The sequence below is a fragment of the Pseudomonas sp. SGAir0191 genome (assembly GCF_002812565.2).
Taxonomy (GTDB): Bacteria; Pseudomonadota; Gammaproteobacteria; order Pseudomonadales; family Pseudomonadaceae; genus Aquipseudomonas; species Aquipseudomonas parafulva_B.
This window is the reverse complement of sequence record NZ_CP025035.2, coordinates 2,379,026-2,400,480: the sequence shown is the minus strand read 5'-3', so window position 1 is coordinate 2,400,480 and position 21,455 is coordinate 2,379,026. Positions and strand designations below refer to the sequence as shown.

12 protein-coding genes are annotated in these 21,455 nt (G+C 61.1%); 9 read left to right on the top strand and 3 right to left on the bottom strand.

Annotation, left to right across the window (positions count from 1 at the left end):
- Positions 1–54: 54 nt before the first annotated feature.
- Positions 55–1,413 carry a glutamine synthetase family protein gene (locus tag CWR53_RS10725; protein WP_058604623.1) on the bottom strand — a complete coding sequence of 453 codons (1,359 nt, stop codon included), beginning with the start codon at positions 1,411–1,413 and terminating at the stop codon, positions 55–57.
- Between the two features lie 161 nt (positions 1,414–1,574).
- Here CWR53_RS10725 and CWR53_RS10720 point away from each other — a divergent pair, with 161 nt between their 5' ends.
- From CWR53_RS10720 to arfB, 3 genes are all read left to right on the top strand, one after another.
- Positions 1,575–2,474 carry a helix-turn-helix domain-containing protein gene (locus CWR53_RS10720; protein ID WP_058604622.1) on the top strand — a complete coding sequence of 300 codons (900 nt, stop codon included), beginning with the start codon at positions 1,575–1,577 and terminating at the stop codon, positions 2,472–2,474.
- A gap of 101 nt (positions 2,475–2,575) precedes the next feature.
- Entirely contained in the window at positions 2,576–4,486 is a 1,911-nt protein-coding gene (locus CWR53_RS10715; protein WP_100851481.1) for an AAA family ATPase, read from the top strand.
- Positions 4,487–4,821: 335 nt separating this feature from the next.
- A complete protein-coding gene (arfB, locus tag CWR53_RS10710; RefSeq protein WP_058604619.1) occupies positions 4,822–5,235 on the top strand; it encodes an alternative ribosome rescue aminoacyl-tRNA hydrolase ArfB in 414 nt (137 codons plus the stop codon).
- Between the two features lie 143 nt (positions 5,236–5,378).
- Here arfB and CWR53_RS10705 read toward each other — a convergent pair whose 3' ends face one another.
- Both CWR53_RS10705 and CWR53_RS10700 read right to left on the bottom strand, forming a co-directional pair.
- On the bottom strand, positions 5,379–6,074 hold the full coding sequence (locus CWR53_RS10705) for an aminotransferase class I/II-fold pyridoxal phosphate-dependent enzyme (protein ID WP_058604618.1): 696 nt from the start codon (positions 6,072–6,074) through the stop codon (positions 5,379–5,381).
- Between the two features lie 1,335 nt (positions 6,075–7,409).
- Positions 7,410–8,096: a TetR family transcriptional regulator gene (locus CWR53_RS10700; protein ID WP_241493102.1), complete on the bottom strand. Its 687-nt coding sequence runs from the start codon at positions 8,094–8,096 to the stop codon at positions 7,410–7,412.
- Between the two features lie 200 nt (positions 8,097–8,296).
- Here CWR53_RS10700 and CWR53_RS10695 point away from each other — a divergent pair, with 200 nt between their 5' ends.
- From CWR53_RS10695 to CWR53_RS10670, 6 genes are all read left to right on the top strand, one after another.
- The gene (locus tag CWR53_RS10695) at positions 8,297–15,466 is read left to right on the top strand and encodes a non-ribosomal peptide synthetase (RefSeq protein WP_058604616.1); all 7,170 of its coding nucleotides are present in this window, start codon (positions 8,297–8,299) and stop codon (positions 15,464–15,466) included.
- Positions 15,463–16,638, top strand: coding sequence for an FAD-dependent monooxygenase (locus tag CWR53_RS10690; protein ID WP_058604615.1), 1,176 nt, complete (start codon positions 15,463–15,465; stop codon positions 16,636–16,638). Before CWR53_RS10695 ends, CWR53_RS10690 begins: the two co-directional genes overlap by 4 nt.
- 30 nt (positions 16,639–16,668) lie before the next feature.
- The gene (locus tag CWR53_RS10685) at positions 16,669–17,544 is read left to right on the top strand and encodes an SDR family NAD(P)-dependent oxidoreductase (RefSeq protein WP_058604614.1); all 876 of its coding nucleotides are present in this window, start codon (positions 16,669–16,671) and stop codon (positions 17,542–17,544) included.
- 56 nt (positions 17,545–17,600) lie between these two features.
- Positions 17,601–19,235 carry an aldehyde dehydrogenase family protein gene (locus tag CWR53_RS10680; protein WP_241493105.1) on the top strand — a complete coding sequence of 545 codons (1,635 nt, stop codon included), beginning with the start codon at positions 17,601–17,603 and terminating at the stop codon, positions 19,233–19,235.
- Entirely contained in the window at positions 19,232–20,011 is a 780-nt protein-coding gene (locus CWR53_RS10675) for a 4'-phosphopantetheinyl transferase superfamily protein (RefSeq protein WP_309147995.1), read from the top strand. Before CWR53_RS10680 ends, CWR53_RS10675 begins: the two co-directional genes overlap by 4 nt.
- A 109-nt stretch (positions 20,012–20,120) precedes the next feature.
- Positions 20,121–21,329, top strand: coding sequence for an MFS transporter (locus CWR53_RS10670; RefSeq protein ID WP_058604611.1), 1,209 nt, complete (start codon positions 20,121–20,123; stop codon positions 21,327–21,329).
- Positions 21,330–21,455: the final 126 nt, after the last annotated feature.

The window sequence follows — 21,455 nt, the reverse complement described above, 5'->3', positions numbered from 1 at the left end:
TGGCATTGTTGTGGGTGTGCGGTGCTAAGGGGCCGCGCTGCGGCCCCTGCAGGATCAGACGCTCAGCATCAGGAACTCGCGCTCCCATGAGCTGATGACGCGCTTGTAGTTCTCATGCTCGGCGCGCTTGACCGCCACGTAGCCCTGCACGAATGACTTGCCCAGGTACTGTTGCACGGTCTGGCAGTCTTCCATGTGCTGCAGCGCATCCTCGATGGTGATCGGCAAGCGCAGGTTGCGCCGTTCGTAAGCCCGGCCCTGGACCGGCGCGCTGGGGTCGATCTGCTCGACCATGCCCAGATAGCCGCACAGCAGGCTGGCGGCGATGGCCAGGTAAGGGTTGGCATCTGCGCCCGGCAAGCGGTTTTCCACGCGCATCGACTCGGGCGTGGACGTGGGAACGCGCAGGCCCGCGGTGCGGTTCTCTTCGCCCCACTCGACGTTGACCGGGGCGGAGGTGTCCGGCAGGAACCGGCGGAACGAATTGACGTTGGGGGCGAACATCGGCAACAACTTGGGTATGTACCGTTGCAGACCGCCGATGTGGTGCAGGAACAACTGGCTCATGCTCCCATCCTCGTTGGCGAACACCGGCTTGCCCGTGGCAACGTCGAGCACGCTTTGGTGCAGGTGCATGGCACTGCCGGGTTCATCGGTGATGGGCTTGGCCATGAACGTGGCCGCCACGTTGTGCTTGAGGGCCGCTTCGCGCATGGTGCGCTTGAACACTGTGATCTGGTCGGCCAGGTCAAGCGCGTCACCGTGGCGGAAATTGATCTCCATCTGCGCCGGGCCGTCTTCATGGATCAGGGTGTCCAGGTCCAGCCCCTGCAGTTCGCACCAGTCATAGACGTCCTCGAACAAGGGGTCGAACTCGTTGGCCGCGTCGATGGAGAACGACTGGCGCCCACTCTCGGCACGCCCGGAGCGGCCCAGCGGCACCTGCAATGGCAGGTCCGGGTCTTCGCAGCGCTGGGTGAGGTAGAACTCCATCTCAGGGGCCACGATGGGTTGCCAGCCTTTATCGGCATACAGTTGCAGCACTTTCTTGAGAACGTTTCTAGGTGACAGCTCGATCGGGTTGCCCTGTTTGTCGAAAGTGTCATGGATCACGATGGCGGTCGGCTCGATGGCCCAGGGAATTTGGTACACCGCACTGGGGTCAGGCCGGCAGATCATGTCGATGTCGGCCGCATCGAGCAGGCTGTAATAGATGTCATCGTCGACATAGTCGCCGGTGACGGTCTGCAACAGTACGCTCTCGGGCAGGCGCATGCCCCGTTCGTGCAGGAACTTGGCGGTAGGGGCGATCTTGCCGCGGGCGATGCCGGTCAAGTCGCTGATGACGCATTCGACCTCGGTGATGCGGTGCTCTTTCAGCCAGGCGGACAGCTGATCGAAGGGGGCGTTCATACGGACCTCTTGAGGTTATCGGTGAGTGCGCGGCATCACAGGTGAACAGGCATTGGCTTCCCAGTCGACGCGCTGGCGACTATCTTGGTCGCAGTCCCGGCTACGATCTATCCACTTTCTACGCTGTCGAATGCACCATAAGAGTGCACAAAGGATGTCGCGTGAATACCGCAGATGCCTTGCAGGTCCAGGCTTACCACACTCACGATGTCACTGAGCAGATCCGCGTCACACCTGGGTGGCAGCAGCACTACCGGCAAATGTCGCCGGGTCATTTCAGCGGCGAGCTTCGCTGTCTGGGACTGGACGGGCTGCAGGTGTACGAAGAGCGGCTCAACACCCGGGTGGAACAATTCTTTCGACCGCCTCCGGGCTCGCTGACCTTCTGCTTCGACCGAAGCGAGAACAACCTGTATCTGCTCAATGAGCACACTCGCAACATCTGGATCACCCCCGAGCACTACCAGGAAGTGGCCGTGGTGTTCGAGCAGGCCTTCCTGCTCAGCCATGGGCTTAACCTCGAACGCCTTGATGGCCTGTTCATGGTGCCACTGGGCAGCGGGCAAACGGCGCTGTTCGGCAGTTGGCTCAGCGCCACGCTCACCCACCTGGGGCAATCACAGGGTTGTGTGCAGGGGCAAGCCCTGGCCGAGCAACTGCTGCAGGATTGCCTTTTCATTCTGGACAACGCCTGCCAGCGCCTGCAGGGCGTGGCACTGGGGCAGCGGGGGGAGGCAAGGGCCATCATGCGCCGTGTCAGTGACTGGGCCGCCGATTGCCCCGAACAGACCCTGAACCTGGTCGAGCTGGCCAGCGTTGCAGGCGTTTCGCTGCGCCAGTTGCAGCAGGCATTCAAGGCCTTCACAGGGATGACCCCTGCGCACTGGTTGCGGCTAAGACGCCTGAACGGCGCCCGGCGGGATCTGCTCAATGGGGCCAGCGGCACCGTGGCCGAAGTAGCGATGCGGTGGTCATTCTGGCATTTAGGAAGGTTTTCAAACAGTTACAAGCATTTGTTCAAGGAACTTCCCAGCGACACGCTGCGGCGCGCCAAGGGTTGAGCAGCCCCCGCATTACGGCAGGACGGTCCTCGGGTGTTTGGTGCCTGCATCAGGGCGATAAAGTTGCTATCGTGCCGCCCTGATAAACGTCTGAGGTGCCGATGTTCTACCTGCCTTTGCCCAGTGACCAGGCCGACAACCTCGCCGCCGGCACCTGTGCCGATCCACTTGTCTCTGCCAGTGTGCTGCAAGCGGCTGCCGTGCTGTTTGTCCAGCGTCTGGCCAGTCAACGGGCGCCGCTCACGGCCGACGCCCAGGAGCGGCGCTTCGCCGAGGTGCTGCGCATTGCCCAGCAGGTCGAGCAGGCAGCGCCCGGGCGTTTTCAGGGGCAGGTGCAGCAGCAATTCGACCGCGAAGTGTTCGCCATGGGCCTGGGCATGCTGGGCGAAAATGGTGTTGCGCTGTTGTCGCCTGAGGTTACTCATTCGCCGGACGAGTTACTGGACGATCAGGGACAGTGGAACTACCAGTTCGCCGACCTGTACCGTCAGCGCGTCACGCCCCTGCATGCCGTACACCTGCCGTCGCTGGCCAGCGATCTTAGACTCAGTGATCAGCAAAACCGTCTGTTGCGTGAATTTCTCAGCGGGGTGGACGAATCGGTGGCGGTGCAGGGTTTTGCAGGCACCGGCAAGACCTTTCTGATTCATCAGTTCGCCAGGTTGCTCGATCCGCAGCGCACCTTGCTGCTGGCCCTGACCGAGGGGCAATTGCGGGCGCTGCAGGCGCGGGTAAAGGATGCCAAGGCCTACACGGCCATGACATTCGGGCAACTGGCCGATGAGCTCTTGAACCGCGATCTGACCCGCACCGGCTGGCGATTGCGTGACCCGTACCGTACCCGGCAGTCCTGGCGACCGCAGGAGGCGCAGATCGTGCGCTGGCTCGGCTTGCCCGACGTCGGGCCGCTGGCCGCCGTCGACGTGGTGGGCGTGTGCGTACGCGCGGTGCGCGCCTTTTGCCACAGTGGCGACGCGCAGATTGACTTGCACCATTTGCCGTCGTCCGTACCGGGTATCACGCCGCTGGACCAGCACGTGCTGCTCGAAACGGCGCGCCTTTACTGGCAGGCGCTGATCCGCCCCCCGGCCAGGGATATTCAGTTGCCGCTGCGCGATTATCACCGGGTCAAATTGCTTGCCCTGACCGGCTACCTGATCGATGCGCGATATACCCACGTCATCGTGGACGAAGCCCACGAATTGTCAGCGCCCATGCTCGAGGTGCTCGACCGTAGCCCACAATCGGTGATTGCGCTGGGTGACGAGTTGCAGAACCTCAATGGCCTTAGCGCCCATCATGGTGGGTTCATTCGTCAACGCTACATCGACCATTCATTGCGGGTCGGGCCGGCCATGGACAATGTGCTCAACCCATTGATTCAAGCGCATCCGGCTGCCATCCAGGCCGCGTTCAGCGGCAGTGCCGAGCATTACACACGCGTCAGTTTCTTCGACAGCGTGACCGTGCCCCAGCAGCCCACGGCCTTGATCGTCGAGGATGAGTGGGGCCTGTTCGGTTGGTTCCAGCGCCTGACGCACCTTGGCGTTGCGTTCGTGATGCTGCACGGGGCACGCAAGGACTTCGAGCTGTTCGTCGAAGACTGCATCGAACTGTACCGCCACGGCACCCGGCCGCGGCACCCGATGCTGTTCCGGTACGCCAGCTGGCAGGCGTTGGCCGAGCATAAAGGGGACGACAAGGCGTTCATCGCCGTGGCTTCGATGCTGGGCAAGGGGTATACCTCGCAGCATTTTGCCAAGGCCAAGAGCCGCTACCGCTGGGACAAGGCGCCCAAGCTGTTCCTGGGACGGGTCCGGGATGTGAGGAACATGGAGTTCGCGCGGGTGATGGTGTCGCCAGAGCTGATGGTGCCGCAACAGGTGACAGGCAACCGCAACGAGCGCGCCCGGCTGCTGGCGGGGTTGTATACGGCGTGTTCCAGGGCTCGACACGAGCTGATCGTGCCAGGTGGGATGCTCGATTGGGTGAAGGATCAGGGGCGGGGGTGATAGCAGGTGGAGCGGGGGATCAGTAATGGGCTGGCGCTGGGCCAGTGGGAAGATCAAGGTCGCCCTGCAGACTGGTCGCAGTGCTGGCGTGATCAGTATCAGAAGGAGGCATTGGCGCTGGTTTCCGATCTTGCCCGGCTACCTGAGCAGCTTGATCCAAGCAAGGGATATTCTCGTGGCGCTCAAGCAGACTGAGCGCTGGAGGGGCAGGTCGCACGAGCCCTGGCGGCTGATCCCGACTGACCTTTCACAAGGGCCAGCCATCGAATAACCAAGTACCGTTATTTAGGCGCGGCCATTGCTGTGATAATGCGGTCGATCATAAGGGTCCCTTCATGCTGACCATCTCCAATTCCGTACAACTGCCGGACGCTGAAGTCGAACTGACCTACGTGCGCGCCCAGGGCGCAGGCGGGCAGAATGTCAACAAGGTGTCGAGTGCCGTGCACTTGCGATTCGACATTCCCGCTTCTTCATTGCCTGAGTTCTACAAAGGGCGACTGTTGGCATTGCGAGACAGCCGCATCACTGGGGACGGTGTATTGATCATCAAGGCTCAGCAATACCGTACCCAGGAGCAGAACCGGGCTGACGCGCTGACGCGTCTGACCGAATTGATCGTGAGTGCAGGCAAGGTTGAAAAGAAGCGTCGGCCTACCAAGCCGACACTCGGTTCCAAAACGCGCCGCCTGGAGGGGAAGGCCAGGCGTAGTGGTATCAAGGCGGGCAGAGGAAAGGTGGAGTTCTAGCCGGGATCCATAATGCTCTCCAATATGCCTTGAGCCGCTGATGGATTACGGCTCCCCGTGGTTGTCTATTGATTTTTAATGTATTTGTCTAATAGACAGGCAATGGACCCACTCTCTCATCCTTCAAGGACGGGCGCCTACCCTTATAGCAAGTCAAGCAAGTGGAAACAGCTCCTCACCCACCTGCCAGGGTACACACCTCCGAGTGTTTCGGGCGTGCTGAATGAAACGAAAGCGCGGGATTCACGGCGTCGGTCGTGGTTCAGAAGTGTTTCGATTTTGCGCAACGCGCGGCCCAGTTCGGCCTGATTCACAGCGCCGCCCAATGAAATTCTCAGGCAATTGGGGGCCTGAGAGTCCACTGCGAAAGAGTTTCCGCCTGCGACAATTACGCCTTGATCGCGCAGGGCGTGGCTAAGCAATTCATGATTCCAATACGCCGGCAGTTCCAGCCATAGATGCAGGCCGGTCGGGTGTGCATGAAACGGGTGGGACAGCATCTTACCAGCCAGCACGTGCCGCGCTCGCATTTCGCGTTTGATTTCCTGCACCAGATGCTTCGCCACGCCGCTGTTGAGCCATTGCTCCACCAGCGCCAGCAACAAAGCTGAACAGCCCATGCTCGTGGCGCGCAGGCTAAGCTGCAGATTCTGTCCGTCATCGCCGTGCGGTGGCAAGACGAACGACGTACGCAGGCTCGGCCACAGGCACTTGGACAAAGAGGCGAGGTAATAAGCATTGCGTCGCCCCAGAAGGGTCGCGATCGGTGGCGGCGCATTGTCGATAAGGTGGCGGTAAGGGTCGTCCTCGATCAGCGTGATACCGCTGCGCAAAATCACCTCGGCCCTCGCTAATTCCGTGGATCGTGATACTGTTCATGACAAGTGTTCCAAAGGCTAAAGTCGAGAGACTCTGATGACACTATGACGTCAGGCGGGGGTTGCACGGCACCGATCTTGTAGGCAAGCGCAGCGACTGCGGACTGCTATGTCAAAATAGCCTGAGTTTATCGAGTTGCGGGGGAGTGTCGCCTAAGGCCAGTTGGTCATGCCGCTAAACCCGCCCCTGAATGCCCCGTCTGAATGGCGTTCAGAGAGCGCACCCGCCACGCCTGCAGTGTAGGGAACGGGCTGAACATCGCTGGCTTCAACACGGGGACCGCACCAGATTCGTGGGTTGGTGGTCTGACTTCAAGCTCCATCGGCGGCGCACAGTCCTGCATCGCCTCTTCCGAGTTATCATTGCACTTATCGCGGCGACGATAGCGGTCGCTGCGGCATACAGCCTGGTGTGGGTAGGGCCAGCATGGCGCGTCCGGTGAAGCGTGCTAACAGTCAGTTGTAGATAGCAGCTGAGCCATCGAAGTGGTGCTTCAGCAAGTCATTCACATTCGCCGTATCGAAAAAAACTAGCAAAATGCATTCCTGCAGTACGTTTCATCCTGGGTTGGCAGCGCATATGGGTTCCTGCCGGAGGAGGGGGGAGAGCTGGTCCGTCTTCCAACTGGTATGGACAAGTAGTTTTCTCGCTGTGGCTCGACAGCAATAACATCTGTTCATTCAGATCCGCAAGGTCGCATGGAAAACCTAAACGCGAGCCAAAGCCAATGATGGCTGCTCGCTTCCGGGCGGAAGCACGCGCAACGCCAGCGAAGCGGACCGACAAGCCAGCCGTTTTCTCGATCATGCACTGGTCAAAGACCGCGATCTTGAGGCAGCAGGCCGGTTGGCTGGTTGAAACTGACTTCACCGCAAGGCTGCATCGGCTGGGACGAGGGCATCGGTGCTGGTTCTGTCAATTTCATCGCTAAACGCTGCAATAGATGCGGACAACCTGTGCTTATCAGACACAATACCTGGGCTGAGATACAAGCGGTAAGCGTTCAGTTCATTGGGCGCGCCGATTTAGATAGCGTCTAACGGCAGAATCTACAAGGCCGCCTTGCTGCTATTTACCGAATTTCCGCAGGGTAGTTCACCTTGCCGTTCCAGAGCTTCTGAAGGCTGGCTGGTGGACACATAGAATGCTGTTCTGTTTCCTGCTTTGCAGCAAATCGGATCACTCTGATACGGAGAAGCACAAGCGAAGCAAGCCACCATCGGAACCGCAGAGGTAACAGCCTCGCAAGGTGTGTTTGCCGTTCGCTTACCCTGGACGGTTTTTGCCTGATGCGTTCATGAAGGCAAGATCGCCGGGAAGTTCAAGCCTTGCTCGATCACGGTGAAAATTTCGTCCAGCACATCGGAATAGGGCACCGATGAAGCTTTTTTCCTCTTCCAAAGGTCGTGTGCGGCGATATGGGCGTAGTCCAGGACCCATGCCAGTACGTTGGGTCGGATATCCTCGGTAGGGTCGGTGCCCATGCGCTGAGCGATCAGCTTGATGATCGAATCCCGCCGCTCCACGCCGTTCTGCAGGTTCTTTGCACGTACCAGCGGGTGGCTTCTGAGCAACTCTTGAAGCGTCATGAAGCGGTCCGCGTCGAATCCGTACGAGCCACTTTCGCATGACCTGACAACCTCCACGGCTGCGTGGTGTAAAGCGGTAAGGGCCGGCTCGCTGGCGGGGCGTCGGCTAAGCGCCGCCATGAAGTCCTCGTGTTCGGCTGCCTGATAGTCGAGTACGACATCTTCCTTGCAGGCGAAGTAGCGGAAGAACGTTCGCGTGGACACATCCACCTGCTCAGTAATGTCTTCGACCCGTGTCTCGTCGAAACCCTTCACCGCAAACAGCTCGTATGCCGCGCTAATGAGGGCATCACGCAGCATGAGTTTCTTGCGTTCGCGACGGCCTACTTCCTCTTTATCTGTCACGCGTTCGATTCCTCCTGTCAGGTCAACGGATGATGACCAATCTTGCATTATGGTTTTTACCTGACATTTGCGCAATTTTATAAAAATTCACCAAATGAAAAGTGACGCTTGACATAATATGTCACTCGAAGACATTATTCGCGCGGTCTCAGTATGTAGGCGACGGATCGCCTATTCGGAATTCCTTGAGCAAACACAGCTCACCGGCGCGATCCGTAGGAATCCATCTAAAGGGAGTTAGATCACCGATGACTATTGCGATCAACGCCAGTAAACCGGGCTTAGGCGAAACTGAATCACTGAGCCCGTATGAGCGGGACATCTGGGTCGAGGCGCAGCGCGACCCCACCAGTCACCAGTTCACGGTTGCGCTGAGCATCCGTCTGCCGCTGTCGTACAGGGTCGACGAACTGCAGCATGCCGCTGAACAGGTGATGCAGGCTGAGCCGGCCTGTCGGCGGGTCTATCTCGACCACCAAGGTGTCGCGATGGTTGGCTATGTGGCTGCCCCTGACGCAGTGGAGCACGTTGTGTTTGCCGATCAGCAGGGAGCGACGGCGTTCTTCGAAGAGTGGTCGCGAAAGTCCTGGGCGCTCTCCGGCGAACCGTTGATCAACGTGGTCGTGGGCCGGGCGCCCAGCCACGTCATGCTGATGATTCGTGCTCACCACATCGTTGCCGACAGCTGGGCGCTCGACGTACTGGTGCGCAAGATTCTCGACGTCCGCGCCGGCAGCACTGAGCGCCTCAAGCAGGTCATGCCCTATGCCAGCGACATTTGCGACCTGGCGTCGTCAGACATCGACCTGGCAGCTCAGACCGTGGCGGCTCGGCATGGCGAGATCGAGCCGGTGCTGTTTGCCAAGACCGGTGCCAAACCCTCCACCGATGCCGGTTACCGACGTACTTTCAAAATTGCTGCCGAAGATGTGCAGCATGCGCTGGAGGGCGGAATTACGCCGTTCATGAGCGTGTCAGCGGCGTTGGCGGTATTGCTGTCGTGCCAATACGGCAGCGAGCGCTTCTTCATCGGGGTGCCTTTCCTCAATCGTGATCACACACGCATCTCCAGCGTCGAGCAGCGCGCCAACACCCTGGCCCTCGGCATCGAGGTCAACCAGCATCAGACATTCCGTGAAATCGCCTTGGCCATCCGCGACGAAGCCGCAGCGCTCAAGCCAAAGCAGTCGATGCCGTTTGGCCGGTTGGTGGCGGCTCTGGCCCGCACCGGTCGCTCGCGGCAGCTATTCGATGCGACTGTTTCGTACCTTCGCTATCCGGCCCATGACCTCGATGGACTGAGCGCGACCGATGTGTACAACCTGGCCCACGTGCACGTGCAGGATGCCGTGGCTATCCACCTGCACAGCCATGGAGATTGTGCTGAGGTTCAGGGCGAGGTGTGCCTTAACAGCGCCGCCTTCGCTTCGCAGCACTGCGCCAAGGAGTTCCTGGATACCTTTGTCCAACTGATTGAGTGCTTCCAGTCCCACCTCGATCAGCCAGTGTCGGCGATGAACCTGCTGACCGAAGAGCAGGCTCGGACGCTTGTCCGCTTCGAGGATGGGCCGAACGAGCCGTACCACGAGCATGAGACACTTATGTCAGTGTTCGAGACCACGGCGCGGCGCATGCCGCAGCAGGTGGCCGTGCGCGCTGCGGACGGTTCCTGCCTGACCTACGAGCAGCTCGATGCCTGGGCCTCGGCACTGGCCACGGCCCTGGAGGCCCGCGGCGTCACGCGGGGTGACATCGTCGCGGTCTCGCTGAAGCGCTCGCCACGCATGTTGGCGGCCATTTTCGCCGTACTCAAGGCTGGCGCGGCCTATCTGCCGATCGATAGCGAGTACCCCCGCGAGCGGATTCATTACATGCTCGAGGACAGTCAGGCCAAGCTGGTCATCACCGACCTGGCAGAAGTCGTCGCCCCGACCGATCCGCGCTGGTTCGACCTGGCTGCCGTATCGCGTGAGCAAGCGCCCAGCGTGCGCAGTGCAAGCAAAGCGCGCCCGCGTGACCCGGCCTATGTCATCTATACCTCCGGTTCGACCGGCCGCCCAAAAGGGGTGGTGATCGAGCATCACAGCGTGATCAACCGTCTGGAGTGGATGCAGCAGATTCATCCGCTGGACAGCCGCGATGTGATCCTGCAGAAGACGCCGGTGTCCTTCGACGTATCGGTCTGGGAGTTGTTCTGGTGGAGCATGTGCGGAGCCAGCGTAGCCTTGTTGGCACCAGGCGCCCAGCGCGACCCACGGGCGTTGGTGGAAGCAATCCACCGCCACGGGGTGACGGTCGCCCACTTTGTGCCATCGATGTTCGAACCCTACGTGCAAGCGCTCGCCGAGGACCGTCGGCTTCTTGCTACCGTGGCCAGTCTGCGCTGCCTGTTCACCAGCGGTGAAGCCTTGAGCCCGGCCGTGGTCAACAAGTATCGAAAGCTGTTCGGCAACGCAGCGCAGCCCCCCCGCCTTATCAACTTGTATGGCCCTACCGAAGCAACGGTGGATGTCACGTTCTTCGAACTCGATCTGCTCGCTGATGCGGACATTGATGTGGTGCCGATTGGCTTCCCGATCAACAACACGTCCATCCGGATCGTCTCGCAACACGGCGTGCGGCAACCGATCGGCATTCCCGGCGAACTGCAGATAGGGGGTGTGCAACTGGCGCGTGGTTATCTCAACCGCCCCGAACTGACAGCCGAGCGATTCATCACGGACCCGCACGATAACCGCCGCTGGTATCGCTCCGGCGACCTTGCCTGCTGGGCAGAGGACGGCTCGATAGTGTATCTGGGGCGTATGGATGGTCAGGTCAAGATTCGTGGCAACCGCATTGAGCTTGGAGAGATCAAGAATGCCGTGATGGCCTTGCCGCATATCCTTAACGCCGAGATCCTCGTCGAAGAGGACGAGGTGCGCGGCAAGTACCTGATCGCGGTCTACGTCAGCCGCCAGCCGCTTGAGGAGCGGAGCTTGCGCCAACAGCTGTCTGCCAGCCTGCCAGCGTTCATGCTGCCTTCCCGATGGGCGGCCCTCGATAGCATGCCACTGACGCCCAATGGCAAGTTCGATCGCAAGCTGGCCCTCGAACAGATCAACGGCAGCGTTCCCCAATCACGTACCGAGCTGATGGGCGAGCACCAGGCTCTGGTGGCCGACATCTGGCGCAAGGTGCTCGGGCCGCAGGACATGTCTTGCGAGGACGATTTCTATTCACTCGGCGGTGACTCGATCCTCATGCTCAAAGTCCGTTCGGAACTTGAGCACCATGGCTATGCCGTCGATCTCTCGGCATTGGGTGAGCACACCACACTCGGCGCTTTGTCGCTGTTGCTGGAGCAGCAGGCCTTGGCCGAGGCATGTAGTCGCGAACCGCTTGCTCCCTTCGCACTGGTCAGCGAGGTGGAACGCAAGCACCTTGACCAGACCTGGGCCGATGCTTACCCGGTGTCTCAGTTGCAGCTCGGGTTGCTGTTCCACAGCCGTGAGACGCAGGCTGCCAGAGCCTACAAAGACGTGTTCCGCTACACCCTCAGAACAGCCTGGAACGAGGCGGCATTCACCCGTGCCTTGCAAGGCGTCATCGCCCGGCATCCGGCGTTGCGTACCTGTTTCAATCTGAGTGACCACGGCAGGCCTTTGCAATTGATCAGGCATTCGCTGACGGTCGAAAGCGTACTGGCAATAGTTCACCCGCCGGTTGGAGAACATGAGCAGTCTATCAGCCGCCACATGCGCGAATGGGCAGAGCACGATTACCGTTTCGCTGAGGGGCCACTGTTCAATATCAGCGTATTTCCCGATGAACCGGCGGCGACGGTCGACCTGGTTCTGAGCTTCCATCACGCGATCCTCGATGGCGGCAGCGTCGCCAATCTGATGCGCGAACTGCTGCTCAGCTATGCGCGGGATGGAAGCGCCGAGCTGGGCTATGCGCAGCATGACTTGCCAAACCCGGCAGTTTTCGTGGCAGATGAGTTGGCAGCGATGGACGCTGAAGAGCATCGCCGCTACTGGTGCGAATACCTCGAGGGGGCCACTCCTACCTTGCCAGTGGGACTGGCCGGGCACCTGCAGGCGCCTGGTCGCGGCGTGTTCTCGTACCGCTTCGAGGTCGATCCGCAACTGGATGCGGCCTTGGGCCGCGTTGCTCGCGGCAACCATGTGCCCGTCAAGTTCTATTACCTGGCGGCGCACTGCGTGGCGCTGGGCGCCATGGCCGGCGCTCATGAGGTGACAACAGGCGTGGTCACCCATGCCCGTCCGGAGATAGAGCATTCGGAGTATCTGCTCGGGCTGTTCCTCAATACCTTACCCGTGCGCACCACCCTGGATGGCAGCTGGCAAGGATTGGTCGAGCAGCTTTACGAGCGCGATAAGCGTAGTCACAAGCACCGCCGCTTCCCGCTGAGCGAAATCCAGCACAGCAACCCGGCTATCGCCGTCACGACCGCGTTCAACTACATCCATTTCCATGTTCTGCACGACGTCGCAGTCAAGGCCGGAATCGAGATTGCAGCTTTCGAGCCGCAGGAAGAAACCAGCTTCGCTATCCTTGCCAACGTCATGCGTGGTTACTCCGGCGAAGGCGTCAGCGTACGTGTCGACATGGACGCAACACGTTTTGCCGGCGAGCAGGCGCAGGTCTATGCACAGTTGTTCAGCCAGGCGCTTGCCAGTATGGCCTACCAACCGCAGTCGGCGGTGACCCTCTGCCGGCCGCTTGCCCAGGTTGGTCGGTTGCTCGACGGTAATGCCGGGCAGGCTTTCATCCCTGTGACCCAGCGCATTGCCGCAGTGGTGCGGGACACGCCTCAGGCAATTGCTTTGGCCGGTAAACAAGGCGAGTGGAACTACGCTCGCCTGTGGCACGCTGTAGCGGCCATTGCAGGCCAGCTCAACGCGCACGGTGTCGGCCACCGCGACATCGTCGGTGTGGCCATGCCGCGCTCCTTCGAACAGATTGCCACGGTAGTTGCAATCGCAGCGGTGGGGGCGGTCTGCCTGCCTATAGACGTTGCGTATCCAGCAAGCCGCATCGAACTGATACTGAAAGTGGCTGTGCCCAAGCTCGTGGTCCGTACCGGCGAGATTCCTGGCTTGTCCTGGCAGGTACCCACTGTCTCGCTGGAACCAGGGCCGGCAGATGAGCATCTGGCCTGGCAGCCCCGTGCACAGATCGAAGCAGCCGATCCCGCTTACGTGCTGTTCACCTCTGGTTCCACCGGCACGCCCAAGGGCGTGACCATGCCGCATCGCGGGCTGGCCAACCTGGTGGCGTGGCAGAACGGGATCGCCAGCGGCGCGGTGGCTTCGACTCTGCAGTACGCGCCACTAAGCTTTGACGTGTCGTTCCAGGAAATCTTCTGCACGCTCTGTGCGGGCGCCAGGTTGCAGGTCATCGACGAGGACCAGCGGCGTGATCCGGCGGCACTGCTCAGGTACCTCGACAACCATGCTGTGGAGCGGGTCTTCCTGCCCTACGTCGCGCTGCAGCAACTGGCTGAGACCGCGCTGGCTCTGGAACTTTACCCACGTGGTCTGCGCGTAGTCGCGTCTTCAGGCGAGCAACTGAGGGTCACTGCGGAGATTCGTGCATTGATGCGGCATCTGCCGGCCAGTGTGCTGGAGAACCAGTACGGGCCGACCGAAACCCATGTGGTCGCCAGCCATGCCATGAGCGGGGATCCGCAGCGCTTCCCTACCTTGCCGCCGATTGGCCGCTCCATCGACGGTGCGGGCCTGCTGATTCTGGACAGCGACGGTCATCTGCTGCCAGACGGCGTACCGGGGGAGATCTGTGCCTATGGCGAGGCACTGGCCAGCGGTTATTACCGTGCATCCAGCGAAACCGCGAACAAGTTCATTCGCCAGTCGAGTGTGCCCGGAGGCGTGTATTACCGCACCGGCGACATCGGGATTCGCACTGCACAAGGCCTGCTGATCAGCCTCGGCCGTAACGACTCCCAAGTGAAGGTGCGTGGCTATCGGGTCGAACCGTCCGAGATTGAGTTGAAGATACTCGACTTCTTCGAAGCGCAGGGCGAGCGAGTCGAGGTAGCGGTCATCGCGCGGCCGCGGGATGCACTGGATGCTTACCTCGTGGCTTATCTGGTGGGCGCCGTCGCGCACCAACCGGAACAGACCGAGGCGCTGCGCGCGTACCTGGCTGAACAATTACCCGCTTACATGTTGCCGAACCATATCGTTGCAATTGAGCAAATGCCCAGAACACCTAGCGGAAAACGCGACGACGCCCAGCTGCGGGCGGTGGAAATCCGCCAGGCCAGCAGCAGCCGTGATTACCGGGAGCCGGTCGGCGAATATGAGCTGCACTTGTGTCAATTGGCTGCGGAATTGCTGAAGATCCCGCGTCTGTACCCGGAGCAAAGCATTTTCGACTGCGGCGCTACGTCGCTGACTGCCATGCGCATTGTCGTGCTGGTGGAAAAGCGCTATGGCATCAACGTGCCCCTGTCGGCGTTCGTCAGTGCGCCAACCATGGAAAAACTCGCCCGATTGATCGAGCAGGGCGGTGGTCAGTTCCACTTCGACCCACTGGTACCGCTGCGTCAGACGGGGGGCCGCAGGCCGCTGTTCTTGGTCCACCCGATGGGCGGCAACATCCTTTCGTACCTGCGTATGCTGCCGCATCTTCCGGCTGATCAGCCGTTCTACGCCTTGCAGGCCTGCGGAGTCGACGTCGGATCACAGCCGATCCCCGGCGTCGAAGCTCAGGCTGCCGTTTACATCCAGGCCATGCGCCGTGTGCAGCCGACCGGGCCTTACCTGATTGGTGGCTGGTCGTATGGTGGCTTCGTCGCCTTCGAAATGGCCAACCAGCTGATCCAGGCGGGCGAGGAAGTAGCCAAGGTACTGATCCTGGACACCATGGCGCTGAGCCAAAGGGCCAAAGGCAAGGCCAGTGACGATGGGCTACTGAGCTGGTTCTTCTGGGAACTGCTGTGGACCTCGCGTGGTTCGGAGCTGCCGGTGCAGCTGGTGCCGGCGCACATCCAAAGCTTGCAGGAACGCTTCGACTACATCACAGACCACGCCATCGCCATTGGCGCGATTCCGGCGGGCAGCACCAAAGCGGTGATGCAACGCCTGTTTGAGGTATATCGCAACAACTGGGACGCTGCTACCGAGTACAACTATCAGGCTCGGCGCCCGGCAGTCGACATCACCCTGGTGCGCGCCCGCGAGCCACTGCCGCCGATTCTTCGGGAGATGCACGACACCATTCGCAGTGAATACAACGACCCGCTCAACGGCTGGGCCGCGCAGACCTCCGGCAGTGTGAAGCTGGTCGAAGTCGACGGCGACCACTTGACCATCATGGAAGAACCCTTCGTCGGGCCGTTGGTGGCAGCCATCATGGAAGACATTCAACAAGGGACTGAACAATGAACAACAACCCCACCGCATTGATTATCGGTACCGGCATCGGCGGCCTTGCCAGCGCGGTTGCCTTGAAGAAGGTAGGCTGGTCGGTGCGCCTCTTCGAAAAGGCCGAAAGCCTGCGGGTATCTGGCTCGGGGCTGTCGGTGATGTCCAATGCCAGCGCCGCAATGAAGCGCCTGCTCGGCATTGATCTCGGCCTGGAACGTTATGGCGCACAGATCCGCGACTTTGAAATCCGCCACCAGTCCGGGCTCCTGCTCAAGCGCCTGCCTTTTCAGGAAATCGCCGAAGAACAGGGCGCACCCAGCGTGTGCATTTCTCGCCAGCAGCTGCAACGGGCGCTGCTCGACCACCTGAGCGAAGCCGACATTCAGCTCGGCAAACGCTTCGCCAGCGTGGAACAGTTGGCAGATAGCGTGCAGGTCCGCTTCGAAGATGGCAGCCAGGCCTCGGGCGATATCCTGGTCGGTGCCGATGGCTATCACTCTGCCGTGCGCGAGGCGATCGGTGTAAGCAGCGTGGTTCAAGAGGCGGGCTACATCTGCTGGTTGGCACTGGTCAGGTACAGTCACCCGCAGATCACTCCCGGCTATGTGGTGCATTACTGGGGCAAGGGCAAGCGGGTAGGCATCATCGATATCGGCGGCGGCTGGGTGTACTGGTGGGGCACCTGCAACATGCCCAACCGGCAGGCCCAGCAATGGCGTGGCACGCGAGCCGATGTGGCGCAGGTATACGCCGGCTGGCCCGAAATCGTGGGTGACATCATCAACGCTACGCCGGATGACGCCATCATCAATGTCGATGCCAAGGATCGATCGTTCCCCGCGACCTGGTCCAAGGGTCGGGTGACGCTGCTTGGTGACGCCGCTCACCCGATGCTGACCAGTCTTGGCCAGGGTGCCGGATTGTCCATCGAGGACGCGGCGGTGCTTGGCCATGTGCTTGACGGGCAGGGCGACTACGCAGCCGCTTTGCGCCGTTACGAAACCCTTCGGCAACCACGCGCCAGAGCCATCGTCGATGCCTCCCGGGCTTTGAGCGAGGTGGAGCAGTACGACCGTTTCGTGCCACGGCTCAAGCGTGACCTTGGCATGTGGCTGGCACCGGCCAGAACCATGCGTGAGCGCCTGCAGACTTCGCTGCTGTTCGACGACTTGGCGGTCCGCAGCCGCTGACACACGACCCACTATCGATAAGGGATTATCATGAGCAAGAAAAGCGTACTCGTCACCGGGGCATCTTCGGGGCTTGGCCAGGCGGCGGCGCTGCAGCTGGCGCGCAACGGATTTCACGTGTTCGCCGCCGCGCGCAGCATTCAGGGCGTGTTCAACGGCGTTTCCGGGATCGAAGCCATCGGCATGGATGTGGCCTGCAAAACGTCAGTCGCCACCGCCTTCGAACAGATCGCCAGCGCCAGTGACGGCAGGCCATTGTGGGGATTGGTGAACAACGCAGGCATCTGCGTGCCGAGCCCGCTCGAATTGCTGGATGCCGATGAGTTGCGACGCCAGCTCGACACAAATGTGATCGGCCAGCTGTTGGTCACGCAGGCCGCTTTGCCGCAGTTGCGTCGCAGCCATGGCCGGGTGATCAACGTCACCTCTGGCTTGGGCAGCATCGCCGTACCCTATCTGGGCGCGTATTCTATTGCCCAGTTCGCCAAGATGGCGTTCACCGATGCACTTCGCCGCGAGCTTCTGAACTCCGGAGTGAGTGTCAGCGTGGTCCAGCCTGGGGCGATCCACACACCGATCTGGGGCAAGTTTCTTGCCACCGGCCAACACATCCTGGCCCAGGCTGGTGAGGAAGCCCAGGCGCTGTACGGGCCGTCATTCCGCGCATTCCTGGAGCAGAGCGAGGCGTCCGCGCAGGGTGCGGTGACCACGGTGGACGCTTTCGCCGACGTGATCGTGCAGGTCCTGACTGCACAAGCACCGGCCAGTCATTACTGTGTGGGCAATGATGCCGCGGAGTTCGTCGCCATGGCGCGTAACCTGAGTGCTGTCGAACTGGATGCGCTGTTCGCCGCGCAGATGCCTGGCGCCCAGGCGTTTGCCGAGGTGGCGGGAGCGATCGGATGAACAGGCGCAAGCTCAAGGCCTGGCGCGAGCAGCACGGCCCTTTGCTGGCTGCGGCGATGTGTGCCGTGCGCACGCGTCAGCCATACAACCCGTTCTCCGACGAGCTGGCCGATTACGATCCCGCGCTGGTTCATAAGGGCGAAAAGAAATTCAACGCGCTGCTGGGTAGCGCATTCAGGCTTGAACCGGGTGTGGTCGATGTTTCGAGCACCCGCTACGCGGGTGCCGAGCGCTCTCCTTATGGTTTCGATCTGGATATCGCTTACCCGTGCGAGGCGTTCACCGATCTGGTCGGCCGTGCCGAGGCGGCCATGCGTAAGTGGCAGCAGGTGGAAACAGAGCTGCGCTGCGCTTTGCTGTGTGAGGTAATCAAACGGCTGCACGCCGACACGTTCCTGTTCGCCCATGTCGGCATGCACACAAGCGGCCACGGCTTCTTCATGGGGTTCCATGCCAATGCCATTCATGCGCAGGCGCGCGCGCTTGAATCGGTGGCAAACGTGTATGAAGTGTCGCGCGAGTTGAGCTGTCGCCTGGATAACCAAATGGTGATCGGGCAGGGCGAGGTGCAGCGCATCGTGCGTGACTTCAGTTGCATGCCCGCGGGGCTCTCTCTGGTCTACGCTGGCCAGGTGGTGCCCACCTGGGGGGCATACCCGGGCTTGTTCGCGTCGCTCGCTGCGGGCTGCCCGGTAATCCTCATCCCGCACGCCAATGCCATCTTGCCCATAGCCCTGACAGTCAGGGCGATCAAAGCGGTATGCGCCCAGGTCGGCCTACCGGGCGATATCGTCAATCTGTTTTATTCCGACAATCCAGCGCACTATCGCGACGCTGCGTTGCATGGCTCGGTGCGGCTGATCGACTATATGGGGGGCAACGAGTTCGGTGGCTGGTTGCGCCAGCATGCCTGGCGCGCCCGGGTGATGACCCAGCAGAGCGCGCAAACTGCGGTGTTCGTGCATTCAACCGCAGATTATGACGGCATGCTCGAGAACCTTGCCTTCGGTTTGTGCTCGTACTCGGCACAGCTGTGTACCTCGCCGCAGAACATCTACGTGCTGTCAGAGGGCGTCGGGGTGCCGGGCGGCAGGGTAGCGGTCGAGCAGTTCCAGAAGGATCTGGTTGCACGCGTCGAACGTCTGCTCGAGCGCTTCACGCCACCGCGCGAACTGCTCGGCGCGGTGCTCGACCCGGCCTGCCTGGCGCGGATCCGCGCGCTTGAGAATGCCCATTTCGCTCGCGTGCTGCGCCGTGCCGAAGCACTTGATGATGCTGATTTCCCTCAGGCATGTATCGTCTCGCCCTCGGTCATCGAGGTGCGCTCGGGCTTCGTGTCGGCCGTCGAGCATTACGCAGACCAGGTGTGTGGGCCAGTGTCGTTCATGATTCAGAAGCAGGGTCTGCGCGAGTTGATTTCCGAGTTACGTCATGTCGGCAAGCACTACGGGATGCTGGGGTTGGGCCTGTATACGCAGGATGGCGGAGTGGAAAATGCCTTGGCACAGGTTGCGGCGCAGATCGGTGCGGTGCTGTCAGTCAACTTCTGCAAGAACTTCTTCATCAGCCAATGCTCGGTATTCACGGATATACATGGCGGAGCCACCGGCCCGGCGGCAGACGTTACATACGGAGGTCCGGCCTTCTATCATGCCCGTCTGCGCATGACCGAGCGGCGCAAGGTACTATGAGCGGGGCAGCACACGCAGAGCTGGCTATGGCGGTGACACAAGCCTGCTGGCCATTCCGGCAACCGCCACCGAGCGGCCTTGCTCTGCGCTCGTTGCGCCTGGACGGCAGCACCACATGGGCGCAAACATCCGTACCGAATGAGCGGTGCCTGGAACAGGCGTTGCCGCCCCGGCGCAGGGAATTCACGGCTGGACGCCTCTGTGCAGCTGCCGCCTTGGCTGACCTGGGCATGGAACCCACTTGGCTGGCAACTGCCCAGCCTTATCGCTATGCGCGGTTTCCGCTCGGCGTGGTGGGTTCGATTTCTCATACCCACAACCTCGCCCTGGCCTGTGCTGCAGATGCCCATTACTACGCCGGTGTTGGCATAGATGCCGAGCCGATAGCCCTGCATCCTGAGTTGTGGGAGATGGTCGCGCAGGTGATGACGAGCCACGAACGGGCATGCCTGGAGAACATGAACAAGGCGCAGGCGTTGCGCTTCTTCTATCTGAGCTTCAGCGCAAAGGAAGCGTTCTACAAGGCGGTTTTCCCGCTCTGTCACACGGACATGGAATTTTCCGAAGCAGAACTGACCGCCTGGGATCTGCAGGGGCGTTTCCAACTGCGTTTGACTTCAGCACGGATTGCGCCGCAGTTCATCCAGGGGCAGCTTTTCGAAGGCTACTGGACCGAGCGGGATAACACCATGCTGACCCTGCTGGCCATCGGTCGTAATACCCATCGAGTAGGCGAGCAGGGTGAGCTGCGTAAGGTAGATCCGGCAGGATCATGATGCTTTACATTCAGTGCGTATGATAATAGGGTGTTAATCATACGCAGTGTATGTAAACGTGCGCTGGCGCATGACTGCGCGAGGGCCTTTTCGATAAGGAGAGTCGAGTATGTTCAGTACCTACCGCGAGTTGTTTCAGGCCAAAGGGGCCAAGGGCTTTGCCCTGGCTGGCCTGTTGGCCCGGCTACCATTGCCCATGACCGGTATCGGCATTATCACCATGCTGTCGCAGATTTCCGGCAGTTACGGCTTGGCCGGTGCTGTGGCAGCCACCTTCGTGCTGACCTATGCGCTGATGTCGCCACAGATCTCGCGCTTGGTCGACCGCCACGGCCAGCGCCGGGTATTGCCAGCCGCCGCCGGAATCAGCGTACTGGGCATCCTCTTGCTGCTGGCTTGCAGCTATTGGCGGCTGGCGCAGTGGACGCTGTTCGTCGGCGCCGCGCTTGCCGGCTTCATGCCCAGCATGTCGGCGATGGTCCGCGCGCGCTGGACCGCGATCTACCGCGGCAAGGCGCAACTGCAAACCGCCTATTCGCTGGAAACCGTTCTCGACGAAGTTACCTTCATTGCCGGCCCGCCGATTTCGGTGGGTTTGAGCGTGGCGGTACTGCCACAGGCCGGGCCATTGGCTGCCGCCGTGCTCTTGGCCATCGGGGTGATCGCCCTGTCGGTGCAGGTCAGCAGCGAGCCGCCGGTGGAGGCCGAAGCCGTCACCGGTCAAGGCAGCAATTCCGTGTTCCGGCTGGCCGACGTGCGCCTGCTGACCTTGCTGATGGTCGCCATGGGCGTGATAGTCGGTACCGTCGACATCGTCAGCGTGGCATTCGCCGAGCAGATGGGCATGCCGGCGGCGGCTAGCGTAGTGCTGTCCTGCTATGCCATCGGTTCTTGCGCTGCCGGGCTGATGTTCGGTGCGCTGAAACTCGATACACCGCTACACAAGCTGCTCCTGCTGGGCGGGCTGGCGACCGCGGCGACAACCTTGCCGCTGCTGCTGGCGGGAAACATTGTCGGATTGGCCGGCGCCGTGCTGGTCGCGGGCCTGTTCTTTGCCCCGACCATGATCGTGGCGATGTCGTTGGTAGAGCGCATCGTCCCCGAAAGCAAGCTGACCGAAGGCATGACCTGGTTGCTCGCCGGCCTCAACGTTGGCGTGGCCGGCGGCGCAGCGGCCTCGGGGCAGGTGGTTGATGCATGGGGCGCCAAGACCGGATTCAACGTGGCCTTGGCCGCAGGGGCCGCAGTGTTGCTGGTCGCACTCTGGGGCTACCAGCGCGTGCGCGCCCGTGCCCAGCAGGCGTCATATTCGGTTTGACCGCTTTAAGGCTGGCGGCTGGCTATTTGGCCTGGGCTCGATCGGGCACGACGAGGCAACAGGCTTGTCAGTGCGCCTCGTGCCCAAGACAATGCGCGCTAGAGGCATGCATACGTTGCCCCCACC

Coding starts and splice junctions, on each gene's coding strand:
- CWR53_RS10680 (WP_241493105.1), top strand. CDS start 17,601: ATGTGTGCCGTGCGCACGCGTCAGCCATACAACCCGTTCTCCGACGAG.
- CWR53_RS10670 (WP_058604611.1), top strand. CDS start 20,121: ATGTTCAGTACCTACCGCGAGTTGTTTCAGGCCAAAGGGGCCAAGGGC.
- CWR53_RS10695 (WP_058604616.1), top strand. CDS start 8,297: ATGACTATTGCGATCAACGCCAGTAAACCGGGCTTAGGCGAAACTGAA.
- CWR53_RS10715 (WP_100851481.1), top strand. CDS start 2,576: ATGTTCTACCTGCCTTTGCCCAGTGACCAGGCCGACAACCTCGCCGCC.
- CWR53_RS10700 (WP_241493102.1), bottom strand. CDS start 8,096: ATGCAAGATTGGTCATCATCCGTTGACCTGACAGGAGGAATCGAACGC.
- arfB (WP_058604619.1), top strand. CDS start 4,822: ATGCTGACCATCTCCAATTCCGTACAACTGCCGGACGCTGAAGTCGAA.
- CWR53_RS10685 (WP_058604614.1), top strand. CDS start 16,669: ATGAGCAAGAAAAGCGTACTCGTCACCGGGGCATCTTCGGGGCTTGGC.
- CWR53_RS10675 (WP_309147995.1), top strand. CDS start 19,232: ATGAGCGGGGCAGCACACGCAGAGCTGGCTATGGCGGTGACACAAGCC.
- CWR53_RS10690 (WP_058604615.1), top strand. CDS start 15,463: ATGAACAACAACCCCACCGCATTGATTATCGGTACCGGCATCGGCGGC.
- CWR53_RS10725 (WP_058604623.1), bottom strand. CDS start 1,413: ATGAACGCCCCCTTCGATCAGCTGTCCGCCTGGCTGAAAGAGCACCGC.